This window comes from Paenibacillus alvei DSM 29 (assembly GCF_000293805.1).
GTDB classification, from domain to species: domain Bacteria; phylum Bacillota; class Bacilli; order Paenibacillales; family Paenibacillaceae; genus Paenibacillus_B; species Paenibacillus_B alvei.
Genome location: NZ_AMBZ01000011.1, coordinates 127,147 through 139,836, shown reverse-complemented (window position 1 = coordinate 139,836; position 12,690 = coordinate 127,147). Strand labels below are relative to the sequence as shown.

The following is a 12,690-nucleotide window of genomic DNA, read 5'->3' as shown; positions in this document are numbered from 1 at the left end:
GGAGAGCCAGGTTATGGCCTTTATCCTGAAGTCGCAGAATATTATGCAACCTGTATTAATGGGTACCCAAAGGCTCTAGAGGAGATACAGCGGATTCGGGAGTTGGTGTGCAAAGAGGCTCCAGAACTTTTAGGTAAGTTAGATTCGATATTGAAAGACAAATAGTGGGAGGCCTGTCCAATGGAAACAAAGAGCGCCATTGTTTACTGCCGTACAGCAACTACTGAACAAGATATCAATGTTCAATTGGAACTCTGTAAGGAGTATGCTGAGAAGCATGGATACAAGCTGGAATTAATTTTTAAAGATCACGGGTTAAGCGCGAATGATGAACGACCAGAACTTGAAAAAATGAAGGAATACATCAAAGAGAACCCTGGGAAAACACTGATCGTTAACTCGTGCGATAGGCTTCATCGGGACTCAATTTCAATGCATGAGTTCATCCAGTTCGCCAAGGGTGCAAATTATAACGTGGTATCGGCTGGCGAAGACAAGAGCCTTAGTGAATCAGAATTTATTTTAGGTGTAATGAGCGCGCTTAATGGGTTTGTAAAAGAAAGAGGGGCCTCGGAATAATCCGGGGCTTTCCTTATGCACAATTGCTGCATGTTGTGTAATAATGTACTTATTACGAATACGAGGTGACAATTTCAATTACTAAATTAAGGCGGTGCGTCTGTGCTTTCCACAATTTCATATATTATACTTAGTGTGTTTGATGCTCTTGCTGTTGTAGCACTGACAACAAAATTATACAGGTTACCATTAAGGACTTTCTTTATTCGTATTATTTGCCTAGCAGCATGCATTGCATTCGTATCATTCGGCATGCGGGAGATGCTTGGGTTACCTGCTTTCGATTTGCCATTACAGTATATTATATATGTGCTATTCTTCAGGTACGCTATGGGAATGAAGCTTCATTTGAGCAGTTTTGTTGTTGGATCTGGTTTAACTGGATACATATCAATTCAAATGATATTTTACGCAATATTATTAATGTTGAAAGCAGGTCAACACGATCTTATTCAGCAAGTTGAAGGTTTAGCTATTTACATAATTCAAGTCGGTTCAATATTGATCGCTTACTTGATTGCGATAATATTCAAGGTCAAAAGGTATGGGTTCTCTTTCATCCTTGAACCGCCTCATGACTTTTTGATCAGAGACGACTTTTCAGAGTATTCGAACAAGGTTTCATTAATAAGTGCTTTAATTTCCATAATAACAATCACGGTTATTTTCTGGATTATGTTAACGAAAAATCACATCGCATCTATGATTTTATGTGTAGTTACTTTTATCATCTCTTACTATTTCTCAGCTAGGAGTGACTTCGAAGATGTTAGAAAGGCTCTCACTACGACTCGCAGAAAGAATCGTGGCGAATGAGAATGGCACGCAAGATGATGTCGAAATTCTCAATTACGAGATTGGGATAAGATTAGCTAACTATTCGATTATAGTTCTTACAATTATTGCTGCATGTGTTTTTGGAGTGCTGCTTGAAAGCATTGTCTGTCTGATTGCACTATCCATGCTTAGAAAGTTTTCTGGTGGTGCACATTTTAAGTCGCTAACTCTTTGTGTTTTAGTATCTGTTCTATTGTTTATTTTAGTTCCACTCATTTTAGTTACGTTCGTGGAATTGAATATAGCCAGTACGATGACTATTACAACCATAGCTTTTATTATTATGATGTTTTATGCTCCAAATATTTTTATTGAGCGAAATACATCCAGTATTGACCCATACAATAAGTTGATTTCGCTGGCTGTGGTTACATGCAATTACTTTATCCAATCAGAGGTAATTGCAGTAGCCTTTTTAATACAAGCAATTACAATATTACCTTGGAGGGGAAAGCATGAAAAACACATTGTCTAAGTTAATTTATACCCATTTGAAAAAGTCTGCAGTTAAGTCTAGCTCGGCTGAAAAAACTTTCTTTGGATCTCCAGAACTTCCTAGTGCACTAAAAACAAAAAAGAAAATCAAGATGGACGAAGTAAATAATGAAATATTTGGGGTGCCGATTGATGAGGATGAAAAAGAGTATTACTCGTTCCAAGAGCAAGATATTCTATTTATAAAGAAATGGACCCCAAAGCGAAAATATGAAGTGCCCCTCTTTGTGACGAAGAAGGGCACTTTTACCATTGCGTTGACATTAGATGCATGCCATAGAGGATTGCGGTCATTTGATTACTTGTCTAGAGGTTCACTAGCCGACATGAGCAAAGTTAAACAAGTGTTAAATCATGAGAAATATGGGTTGCTTGCCGAGTTTGAAGGTACTAAAATATCGACTAAGGTATCACCTACAAGACTGGATAAACTTAATTTTGAAGTAGATCCTGGCGAACCTGAGAACAAAAAAGTATTGGTATCATCGACGCTTGAGAAAGGATATTGCTTGTTACCTTTAAGTGATGTATTGTACATTGACATTTGTGAACCAAAGCGCGATTATCAAGTACCTAGATACCATACTGCATATGGTGCCTACATTACAGGATTAACACTCAAAGCTTGTAAACAAGTATTCCCGAATTTTGCACAGATGGACACCGGATTAATCGTAAATATCGAAAATATCGAATCGATAGATAATAATGGGACTATTAGTTTTTTTGACTCCAAGATAACTACAACAATGGCAGCATATAAAGTCAAATATTATCGAAAAATGTTAGACATATGAGTGAGTTTATGTCAAGAAAAATCGACCCCCCCCTAACAAAAAACAATCTGGCAAATTTCGACAAAATATAACTAACATCTTATGTTATGATTTTCTTATAAACACATACAACTCATACATTAACAGTCTTTTATCATATTGATTTCAAGTTACAGGATATTGTCAAATAGTTATTATAAATATTAAGTGTGAGAACAGGTATTCTATTCTTGGAATGAATATGATGTCATAAAAGTACATAAAGTGCTCAGGGGGAATACGAGGATGGATAAATGTTTGAAGTACACTTTGCAAACTGAGATCGAAAAGCTGGCTGAACGCTGTGACGACGAATTCAAACATGAATACGATGCATTTATCGGAATTATTGATGAAATCCGAAAAAATAGAAAAGCTACACCACTCCAACTTGTAGAACTTGAAAATATATATAATTACAAAACACCATTGATTGAGTTTGTTTTCATGTACGCTTATAACATGGCTACAGAGTTAGAGCGTAGAGAGTGAGCGGTCCCTAATGCCGCTCTTTTAACTTTATATAAATGGGTTACTTATGGTATGCATGAAGAGCCGCTGCATTTGATACCGAATGAGCTTCGATCTGAGGTGGAGCGTGAACTGGGCGTCCGCATTGAAGGGAATCTTTGCCCGTCGTGCCAACTGAAATTGAAAACGGAATATGACAATGACATCGAGCAAGTGCTGGTGGAGCGGGTAATTGTATCCGAGGAGAATCGGATCGGGATCGGAACGTTCAGTCCATCAGATCCAAAGTCGCAGGATATAGCGGATTTGACCGGGAGTATTGACTTCTCCACGATAACGGAATACGGTTCCGAATCCGATCCGAGAGCATATCGGTTCGATGGAGAACTGAACAAGGCGAATCGTGGGCTGATGGAATTCCAGGAGATGTTGAAGTGTGATGAGAAGTTTCTATGGAATTTGCTGTCACTTACACAAGAGGGGAATTTTAAGGCGGGGAGATTTGCGTTAATTTCGGCGGACGAGTCAATTAATACATGATCAACCCAAATGAATTTCCCCTAAGATATCAGCACGCAGAACAGGCTTCAAAGAAAACTTAGCTTCCTTCCTTCCGCTTCCTTTTTCGATTATCTCCGCAACGGCGTGATCAAATACCGCACGCAATATGGTGTTCTTACTCGTCTTGTTGTCAGTAGCATGATACGCCCGTAGGACGGTTGTAATGTTGCGTTGTACTTGCTTAACGTCAACCTCTTCCTTCTTCTCTATTTTAGCTCCGCGATACATCTTTTCAAGCTCGTCCACTTCCTCTAGTTCTTTTTCGACTGCTGCTTTACGATTTAAGAATGTTTCGTTATCGTACATACCTTCTTCATATTTATCGAATATAAAGACTAGTCGCTTTTTCAAATTGTCTCTACGTCCCATTAAGCCTTCCAACATTCCTATACGTTCGCGTTCCAGTCGTTCACCTTCATCGTTATTCACACTATTTTGAATGTAACGGCGTAGCTTCTCGTTATCTAACGATTGCAACAACTCCAAGACTTTCAACATTTGCGATTCGACCGAACGATATTTCAAAAATGTACATCCAGGCTCAGTACACCATAGAAATTCCTTTTCATATCTTGATTCGCCTTTACCATCCTTATGCTTGTAAATCTGCGTACTGTACTGACGAACCATACGACGACCGCATTTGGCGCATATAATCAAGCCAGCGAGTTCACAAGGGGAGAAGTCCAGTTTTGTACGTGGCTTGTGTCTGGAAGCCTGATCTTTTTCCATTGCCTTATCGTATAATTCCTGTTCAACTACCATTGGACCATAGAAAATGATAGGGTCTTGGCCTTTAGGTTTGAATTCATGGATACCAACATTTCTTGGGTGAGTGATCAAACGACGTAACATTGCTGGTTGCCATTCTTTGTTTCCTTCTGGCGTCAATATATTAGTGTGACGTTTCAAGAATGTAGATAGAGCGCGGTAAGAGACATCACGCAGCCCACCATTTTTAAAGTCAGGCACGCCATATACATAGTAAATATATATTTGTCGCATGTCTGCCGATTCAGATTCATGTAAGACCAATTTCCCTGTTGATTCATCACGAACAAAGCAATAAGGGGCTTTGCCAGCCACCCAACGACCGTCATGCGCTGCTGTGATTCGACCGCCCATCAAACGTTCTCTAGTTGTTTCGAACTCTTCCCTAGACATGAATAGGTCAAATCGTATTTGACGCAGATCGGCAGGGTTGCTCGGATCATATACACGGTATGGTGTGATGATATAAATGTTGAATTCAATGATTAGATCATAGATTGTGCCCATATCTGTGTATGAACCACGTCCCATACGGGAGATTTCCTTTACGGCAATAGCTTGATATTTACGGCTACGCAAGTCTGCAATTACTTGCTGGAATACTGGGCGTGTACTGATTTTATCCCCTGATCCTATTTCGGTTTCTTGGACGTATGGGATGCCATATGGCGCGAGGACTCGATCCATTAAGTCAGCTTGGTTTTTTAGCGTGTCTTCGCCCGTTCTCTTCTCATACTCTTCATCGGCTCGTGAACGACGTAGGTAGTTAATTATGCATTCAACGCCTAACTCCAACAGTTTTTCACCATTTAGATAGTTCAATGTTATTTCTCCTTTCGCCAATAATTTTGGTTTGGTTTTATTTGTCTATCTTAGCACATACCAAAAATATAGATCAACAAAGTCTATCATTAATTTTTCTTGCAATATTCTTTCCTTATTTGTTTATTGTTCGTTTATCGTTCACCTATTGTTCCGTAGTAAGATGATATTGTCAGCAAGTTAGGAATTACGATATCCATGACGCACTTTGCAGCGCACACACACCAAACAATATAGGCGCGGTGGTAAGGTGCGTGATAGATGTTGTGATTCCGCTGTCACATTTAAGACACATATTAAAATAGCAAACTCGTACTATTTTATATGAAAAACACCTCTTTTTACGCTTGTTTGTTACAGATTTGGTACAATGATACTCATATGTATTGACATTCCTATCATGGAAACGGTATGTTTTTTATGGGTTGTTAATACTAAGAGGGGCGGCAGGTCATTTTTATCAAAATGACAATGCGGCTTTTTATTTTCAAGAGAATAGAACGTCTAATCCAGAGAGATAGGTTAACTAAACGTTGACTTGTCTCTCTTTTTTTGTTCATGAGAAATAGGTTTTAACTATAGAAAGGAGATGATTAATAGGTGGCAGTAATTGCGTGGGTATTATTCGTATTGGCAATAGCGGACGTCATTATGAACATTAAAATTATGCTTCTAGCAGAAGAGACACCAAAGAGAATAGCCAGCTTTGTAGGTGTAGCAATCAATGTTATGTCTATATCATTCTTCTATATATTCTTATTCGGTTAACACTATTTAAACGATATGTCATGATTAGAAAGGAGATGATCAGCATGGCATTGACGGCCAAGCAGAAGCGATTTGCAGACGAATATTTGATTGACCTAAATGCCACTCAAGCAGCGATAAGGTCGGGATACAGCAGCAAGACGGCAACAGAACAAGGTGCAAGATTGTTAGCGAATGTTAAGGTTCGCGCGTATATCGACGAGCGCATGGCAGAGCATTCAAAACGTACTGGTGTTAATCAGGAACGTATCATAAGGGAGCTTGCACGAATAGCGTTTGTCGATCCTACAGATTTGGTCGATATGGATGATGCTTCAATAAAGGATAGCACGACGGAAGATGACAGAGCGGCTATAGCTTCGGTTAAGGTGAAGACTTCCGGTTCCAAGGATGGATACAGTGTTGAGCGTGAAGTGAGGTTTGCCGATAAAATCAAGGCGTTGGAGCTGCTTGGGAAACGGTACAGAATGTGGACGGAGAAGGTGGACGTTACACATAAAATGCCTACATTCGTGGAAAGCGTTCCTGCTGACGATTGATGACCACCATTCATATTCCTGACATTATCGGCAATGGATACAATCGTTTCTGGCACAATCGGCAATTCTATCGTGTTGTAAAAGGTTCACGTGGATCGAAAAAGTCGAAGACGACAGCGGTCAATCAGATATACCGAATGATGAAGCATCCATGGGCGAATCTGCTCGTTATACGGCGTTATTCTAACACCCTTCGTCAATCGGTGTATACAGATTTAAAATGGGCTATAAACCGCCTAGGAGTCGCTTCACTGTGGCGTACAAATGATAGTCTTCCAGAGCTAACATACATTCCAACAGGGCAGAAAATAATCTTCCGTGGGTTGGATGACCCTTTGAAGCTCACTTCTATTACAGTTGATAATGGTAGCCTGTGCTGGGCTTGGTTTGAAGAAGCCTACGAGATTGAATCCGAGGAAAAATTTCGTACTGTTGTGGAATCCATTCGGGGTAGCTATCCAGCTCCTGATTATTTCAAGCAGATTACGATCACATTCAATCCGTGGAGCGAGCGCCATTGGTTGAAACGCGTATTCTTCGATGAAAAGACAAGAGAGCATGACACATTCGCCATTACTACAACATTCCGTTGTAACGAATGGTTGGACGACGGTGACCGTGCCCGTTATGAAAGCTTATACCGGACTAATCCGCGACGGGCTAGGATCGTTTGTGACGGTGATTGGGGCGTTGCCGATGGTTTGGTATATGATCGCTTTAGAGTGGCAGAATTCGACCGTCTGGAAGTTCTCAAACGCGCTACGGCAGTAACGAACGGCCTTGACTTCGGTTATACGCATGACCCGACCGCATTCCTTTCTATTGCTGTAGACGTGCCGAATCAGCGGCTTTTCATCTTAGATGAAATGTATGAGCGTGGCATGTCAAACAAGGCCATATATGAACGTTTAGAGCGCATGGGATATGGTCGCAGCCCAATCGTTGCCGATAGTGCCGAACCCAAAAGTATTGATTCGTTACACCGCCAAGGATTGCAGCGTATTAAGCCAGCAGCCAAGGGCAAAGACAGCATTATGCACGGCATCCAGTTCATACAGGACTTCGAGATTGTCATTGATCCGCGTTGCGTCAATTTCATTACGGAAATCAACAACTATACGTGGAGCAAGGACAGGGACGGCAACACGCTGAACAAGCCTATAGACGAGTTCAACCATCTGATGGACGCCATGCGCTATGCAATGGAGGCTGTACAGAAGTCTAAACGGTTGCGGACATTGTCGGCTGGAGCATTGGGGTTATAGTAATTCTTTCCTTACAAATAACACCTTTTGGTGATATATTTATTCATATGAATAGATATATCTGCCAAAAAGTGAGGTAAGTATTTTTATGAAAACCAGCAAGCATACAATGATAAAAGTTGCCTATAAAATGGATGAGGCAAGAATGAAAAGAATTGAAAAAATAATGTTACAAGCTAGCCCTGAACTTGAATACTCTATTTATTGCGCCGATAGTTCGACTCGGAGATTCTCAAACTTATCAGAACTTTTTGAATATACTAATCCCAAAAATCGAGAGATAATACAAATGAATATCGAGACTGCTTGGGATTCGAGGGATGTTAGAATAGAAGTTGAATTTACCAGAAACCAAAACCGTCCGATTACTATTACTGTAAGAGGTGAAGATAAAGACGTAATCTATTACAGTCAAAAAATAGAAGACGAGGTTCGTTCTTTTAAATTGTGGTACAGTAGAATTCGATTTATTGATTTTACGTTATTGTATATCATAGCGATGGTGATTTCTTTCTTTGCTATGTTAGCGTACGTAGCATTTTTTGGTATTAAAACGAGTACGGATGCAAGCAGTGATAACAGTAGTTTAACGTATTTGGCATTAACAGGGTTGTTTCTATTCACTGTGCTACTAGAATGGATTAAAAACAAAACATTTCCAGTTGCACTATATGACGTTGGTGAAGGGATTGCAAGGAACAAGGTTCTAGAAAAAGTTAGATACTTCGTTTTTGGATCTATAGCAATCCCAGTCATACTAGGCGTTATCGTAAACTACATTTCATGAGTATATTTTGAGGACTATCCCAGAAGTATAGAAAAGGGGATGTCCTCTTTTTTGTTACAGGAGGTGAACCATGCTCACATATGAACAAGCGCATAAGCTGTGGCAAGCGTTCAAGCGAGATGAACAACCACGGTTACAGAAGCTATATGACTATTACGTCGGCAAGCACGCAATATTAGCCCGTCAAGACCGAGAGAACCGCGAGACTCACCGAGTGGTGAACAACTTCGCGCGTTACATCTCAACGGTTGCGACGGGTTTTTTTATGGGATCGCCCGTGGCCTATACATGTGACGGCGATGCCTTCGACGCAGCGACTGACATTCTGGAAGAGTCAGACGCGGAGGCCGTGGACTATGATCTTGCGCTGAATTGCTCCATTTACGGGCGGTCATACGAGCTATTCTACATCGACGAGAACAAAGAATTGCGATTCAAGGACTTAGACCCGCGAACCGTGATAATCGTAAAGGACGGCAGCATGAAAGAGCGGATAACGTCAGCTATCGTGTTCAGTGACAGGAAGACAGAACAGGACAAGATTGAATTGCGCATGGATATTTACGATGACAAAGAGGTTGCAACGTATACATCAACCATGAACGCTGATTACAAGGGCTTTGATTATGTGTTGAAGGAAAAGAAGCAGCATTTCATTGGTGGCGTGCCAGTCAACGAATACATGAACAACCGTTTCGGCCTTGGCGATTATGAGGACTGCATTTCCCTCATGGACGCATACAACAAAGCTGCTTCAAATAGCGTAGATGATCTGTCTGACTTTACAGACGCCTTTCTAGCGCTCATAAATATGTCCGGTACTGAATCGGAAGATATCAACAGAATGCGCAAAGACAAGGTTTTGCTTCTTGAGGGAGATGGTGACGCAAAGTGGTTGATCAAGAACGTCGATTCTTCCTATTCGGATGGGATCAAGACGCGCATACAGACCGACATCCATAAATTCAGCTTTGTACCGGATATGTCAGACGAGAAATTCGCTGGTAACTTGTCCGGTGTTGCTATCAAGTACAAGCTTCTGGCATTGGAGCAGCTACGAGGGCAAAAGGAACGTCAATTCCGCAAGGGGCTATGGCGTCGCTTGGAAATTGTTCATTCATACATGAAGATGATGAACAGCGCTGTTTTCGACTTCACCAAGGTTAAGATGCAATTCAATGCCAACCTTCCAGCAAATCTAGTGGAAATGGCTGACGTAATCGAGAAGTTAGACGGTAAGGTTCCACTTGAAATTCTGCTTTCGTTGTTGCCGTTCATTACTGATGTCAAGCAAGCCGTAAACATGCTAGAAAAAGAACGCTCCGAGCGTTTCGACGATCCATATAGTGACCTTGGAAGGCAAGACGAACAAGAAGACGACAGCAAGGATGATGCTGCGTGAGCTATTGGGAAAAACGCGCCGCGGAAATGGAAAAACAGTGGTATGACGACACGTTAGAGCTAGAAAAAGAGCTAGACAAGCTATATCGCCGTACATTGTCCGAAATTCGCAAGGAAATGAACGACTACGCAGCACGTTTTAAGCTCTCATTTAGGGAGCTTTCGAAGCATCTGAGCAAGTTGGACGGTGTATTGTTCCAGACGGACGCAGACGCTTATTACAAGCGCCTAGAAGCCTTGGAAAGCGAGCTTGCAGAGCAAGCAGGGAAAGAGGTTGTAACCTATCTCGATACAGCAAAGGTGACGCGTCTGGCAGCTATACACTTCGAGATAGACAAAGCGCTTATTGAGTTGTCAATGAATACGAATCAACGTTTTAAGGCACATATTGCAGATGGCTATGTTCGTGATCTTGTACAAAACAAGTTTGCATTTAAGCGCATGGGCATTGAAACGCCTGTGTACAAGCTGGATAAGGCGCTGATTAACAAAGTGGTAGGTTACCCTTGGAGCGGTGACACCTTCAGCAACCGGATATGGACAAACAACCGCCAGCTCATGACCGCATTGAAGCGTGATTTTACACAAGGAATCATTACGGGGCGCAGCATCGACAAGATCACGGCAGATATGGCAGCGCGTTTACAGTCTGGCAAGAGGGAAACTATGCGGCTTGTCCGCACGGAATCGAACTACTTTCACAATCAAGCCAGTATTGACAGCTACAAGGAGGCTGGCATTGATCGGTATCAGGTTCTAGCGACACTAGACAGCCGTACAAGCCCTATTTGCAGGGAACAGGATGGAAAGGTATATCCGCTTAACAAAAAGGTTGTAGGCGTGAATTCCCCGCCGTTCCATCCGTATTGCCGCACGACAACCATTCCTTACTTTGAAGACGAAGACGGGGAACGGTTTGCTCGTGATAGTAACGGTGATCCGATCATGGTTGACAACATTACTTATAAAGAATACGAAAAGCAATTCCTAGCGGCCTAGCCCTAAGACATGGCGTAAAACTGTCGGTAACGCATGGGTTGCTTCATAATACAGCCGACGGGCTTACGGGAGGAATAACGATGTTGAAAACACATTTTCCATACAAGTACAAGTTGAATATTCAATTGTTCGCAGAGGACACAGAGGACAAGCAGACCGACGACCAGCAGCAAACCGATGAGCAACAGCAACAAACCAAGGACGGTCAAAAGTTCTTCTCACAGGAGGAAATGGATCGCATTATCAGTGACCGATTGCGTCGACAACAGGAAAAAGTGCGTGCCGACTTGGAAAAAGAATTCCGTTTGAAAAACATGTCCAAGGAAGAACGCGAGCGTGAAGAATTCAAGAGTCTTCAAGCTGAAATGGAGCAGTACAAGCGTGAAGCACAACTCGCAAAGATGGAACGCTATGCACAACAAAGCTTGCGCACATATGGCATTCCGCAAGAGTTTGCAACGTTCGTCCGTGGCGCTGATGAAGATGCAACTGTTGACAACATTAAGTCATTCAAGGCGACATGGGATGCTACTCTAGCGGCAGAAGTTGCGAAGCGAATTGACGGCAGCACGCCGACGAAGCCGACGACACAAACGAATACAGAGATTGATCCAATGGCTGCGGCATTCGACCGCGGCTTTTCTTTTTAATCACACTTAAAGGGGATGTTTATACATGGCAATTACATTGACGGAAAAATTCACGGACAAGGTGGACGAGCGTTTCAAGAAAGAGACTCTTTCCAATGCTGGTGTTAACCATGACTATTCTTGGGAGGGTGCTAAGACGATCAAAGTGACAGCGGTTGACACTGTTCCTATGGGCGACTACAAGCGCGAGGGAACGAACCGTTTTGGTCAAGCCAAAGAGCTTGAGAATCAACTTCAAGAAATGACGTTGACGCAAGACAAGTCATTCAGCTTCACAATTGACAAGATGAACGAGAACGAGACAATGATCAAGGCTGCCGAGGCGCTTGGACGCCAAATTCGTGAGCGTGTCGTACCAACTGTTGATACGTACCGATTCGGACAAATGGTTGAAAAAGCTGGAAAAAAGGTAGAAGAAGACTTGACTAAAACAAATATTTACGAAGCGGTTGTAACGGCAACTGAGGTTCTGGACGATGCTGAAGTTCCAGAAAATCGTGTAATCTTTGCCACACCGGAAGCTATCAAGCTACTGAAACTGTGCGACGGTTACGTGAAAGCTGGCGACTTGGCTCAAGACCGCATCATTTTCAAGGGACAAGTAGCAGAACTGGACGGTATGCCTGTTGTAAAGGTTCCTAAAGCTCGTCTGGGTGCAAATACAAATTTCATCGTCACTCACGCATCTGCAACGGTTGCACCAATTAAATTGGCTGACTACCGTATTCACCAAGACCCTCCAGGAATCAGTGGTTCACTTGTAGAAGGTCGCGTTTACTTTGATGCTTTCGTTCTGGATCAAAAGAAAGATGCGGTTTACGCCTCCGTTCGCAAAACGCCAGTTACTCCCTAAGATAGCGGCTTTCTTTGCCGCCCAACCAGAAGTTAAGCAGAAGAGAACACGGAGAAGTAAGGCGGCTGATTAGTCGC

Annotated in this window: 14 protein-coding genes and 1 pseudogene; 14 read left to right on the top strand and 1 reads right to left on the bottom strand. The window is 42.1% G+C overall.

The window, feature by feature from the left end; all coding sequences use genetic code 11:
* The first annotated feature begins 180 nt into the window (after window positions 1-180).
* From PAV_RS27690 to PAV_RS27665, 6 genes and pseudogenes are all read left to right on the top strand, one after another.
* The gene (locus PAV_RS27690; protein ID WP_005551562.1) at window positions 181-579 is read left to right on the top strand and encodes a recombinase family protein; all 399 of its coding nucleotides are present in this window, start codon (window positions 181-183) and stop codon (window positions 577-579) included.
* A 102-nt stretch (window positions 580-681) separates the two neighbouring features.
* On the top strand, window positions 682-1,395 hold the full coding sequence (locus PAV_RS27685; RefSeq protein WP_005551560.1) for a hypothetical protein: 714 nt from the start codon (window positions 682-684) through the stop codon (window positions 1,393-1,395).
* Complete coding sequence (locus tag PAV_RS27680; RefSeq protein WP_005551559.1) at window positions 1,346-1,891, top strand: accessory gene regulator ArgB-like protein; 546 nt, start codon at window positions 1,346-1,348, stop codon at window positions 1,889-1,891. The genes PAV_RS27685 and PAV_RS27680 overlap by 50 nt, the downstream gene beginning before the upstream one ends.
* Window positions 1,872-2,708: a LytTR family transcriptional regulator DNA-binding domain-containing protein gene (locus PAV_RS27675; RefSeq protein WP_005551558.1), complete on the top strand. Its 837-nt coding sequence runs from the start codon at window positions 1,872-1,874 to the stop codon at window positions 2,706-2,708. Before PAV_RS27680 ends, PAV_RS27675 begins: the two co-directional genes overlap by 20 nt.
* A gap of 264 nt (window positions 2,709-2,972) precedes the next feature.
* Window positions 2,973-3,218, top strand: coding sequence for a hypothetical protein (locus tag PAV_RS27670; protein WP_005551557.1), 246 nt, complete (start codon window positions 2,973-2,975; stop codon window positions 3,216-3,218).
* Window positions 3,219-3,260: 42 nt separating this feature from the next.
* A pseudogene (locus PAV_RS27665) lies at window positions 3,261-3,728 on the top strand (protein prkA); the annotation flags it as partial.
* A 9-nt stretch (window positions 3,729-3,737) separates the two neighbouring features.
* Here the strand turns inward: PAV_RS27665 and PAV_RS27660 are convergent.
* Window positions 3,738-5,351, bottom strand: a complete 1,614-nt coding sequence (locus PAV_RS27660; protein WP_005551555.1) for a recombinase family protein — start codon at window positions 5,349-5,351, stop codon at window positions 3,738-3,740.
* Window positions 5,352-5,951: 600 nt separating this feature from the next.
* Here PAV_RS27660 and PAV_RS34990 point away from each other — a divergent pair.
* The 8 genes from PAV_RS34990 (at window position 5,952) to PAV_RS27625 (ending at window position 12,613) form a co-directional block, all read left to right on the top strand.
* Window positions 5,952-6,119, top strand: a complete 168-nt coding sequence (locus PAV_RS34990) for a hypothetical protein (protein ID WP_005551553.1) — start codon at window positions 5,952-5,954, stop codon at window positions 6,117-6,119.
* Window positions 6,120-6,163: 44 nt separating this feature from the next.
* Window positions 6,164-6,658 carry a terminase small subunit gene (locus tag PAV_RS27655; RefSeq protein WP_005551552.1) on the top strand — a complete coding sequence of 165 codons (495 nt, stop codon included), beginning with the start codon at window positions 6,164-6,166 and terminating at the stop codon, window positions 6,656-6,658.
* A complete protein-coding gene (locus tag PAV_RS27650) occupies window positions 6,658-7,923 on the top strand; it encodes a PBSX family phage terminase large subunit (protein ID WP_005551551.1) in 1,266 nt (421 codons plus the stop codon). The genes PAV_RS27655 and PAV_RS27650 overlap by 1 nt, the downstream gene beginning before the upstream one ends.
* Before the next feature lie 88 nt (window positions 7,924-8,011).
* Window positions 8,012-8,710, top strand: a complete 699-nt coding sequence (locus PAV_RS27645; protein WP_005551550.1) for a hypothetical protein — start codon at window positions 8,012-8,014, stop codon at window positions 8,708-8,710.
* A gap of 70 nt (window positions 8,711-8,780) precedes the next feature.
* Window positions 8,781-10,112, top strand: a complete 1,332-nt coding sequence (locus PAV_RS27640; protein ID WP_005551548.1) for a phage portal protein — start codon at window positions 8,781-8,783, stop codon at window positions 10,110-10,112.
* Window positions 10,109-11,110 carry a minor capsid protein gene (locus PAV_RS27635; RefSeq protein ID WP_005551547.1) on the top strand — a complete coding sequence of 334 codons (1,002 nt, stop codon included), beginning with the start codon at window positions 10,109-10,111 and terminating at the stop codon, window positions 11,108-11,110. The genes PAV_RS27640 and PAV_RS27635 overlap by 4 nt, the downstream gene beginning before the upstream one ends.
* 80 nt (window positions 11,111-11,190) lie before the next feature.
* A complete protein-coding gene (locus PAV_RS27630; RefSeq protein WP_005551546.1) occupies window positions 11,191-11,760 on the top strand; it encodes a DUF4355 domain-containing protein in 570 nt (189 codons plus the stop codon).
* A gap of 25 nt (window positions 11,761-11,785) precedes the next feature.
* Window positions 11,786-12,613 carry a major capsid protein gene (locus PAV_RS27625; protein ID WP_005551545.1) on the top strand — a complete coding sequence of 276 codons (828 nt, stop codon included), beginning with the start codon at window positions 11,786-11,788 and terminating at the stop codon, window positions 12,611-12,613.
* Window positions 12,614-12,690: the final 77 nt, after the last annotated feature.

Bases quoted from the DNA above. Each gene is read 5' to 3' on its own strand.
- PAV_RS27690 (WP_005551562.1), top strand. From the start codon at position 181: ATGGAAACAAAGAGCGCCATTGTTTACTGCCGTACAGCAACTACTGAA.
- PAV_RS27680 (WP_005551559.1), top strand. From the start codon at position 1,346: ATGTTAGAAAGGCTCTCACTACGACTCGCAGAAAGAATCGTGGCGAAT.
- PAV_RS27675 (WP_005551558.1), top strand. From the start codon at position 1,872: ATGAAAAACACATTGTCTAAGTTAATTTATACCCATTTGAAAAAGTCT.
- PAV_RS27670 (WP_005551557.1), top strand. From the start codon at position 2,973: ATGGATAAATGTTTGAAGTACACTTTGCAAACTGAGATCGAAAAGCTG.
- PAV_RS27655 (WP_005551552.1), top strand. From the start codon at position 6,164: ATGGCATTGACGGCCAAGCAGAAGCGATTTGCAGACGAATATTTGATT.
- PAV_RS27650 (WP_005551551.1), top strand. From the start codon at position 6,658: ATGACCACCATTCATATTCCTGACATTATCGGCAATGGATACAATCGT.
- PAV_RS27645 (WP_005551550.1), top strand. From the start codon at position 8,012: ATGAAAACCAGCAAGCATACAATGATAAAAGTTGCCTATAAAATGGAT.
- PAV_RS27640 (WP_005551548.1), top strand. From the start codon at position 8,781: ATGCTCACATATGAACAAGCGCATAAGCTGTGGCAAGCGTTCAAGCGA.
- PAV_RS27630 (WP_005551546.1), top strand. From the start codon at position 11,191: ATGTTGAAAACACATTTTCCATACAAGTACAAGTTGAATATTCAATTG.
- PAV_RS27625 (WP_005551545.1), top strand. From the start codon at position 11,786: ATGGCAATTACATTGACGGAAAAATTCACGGACAAGGTGGACGAGCGT.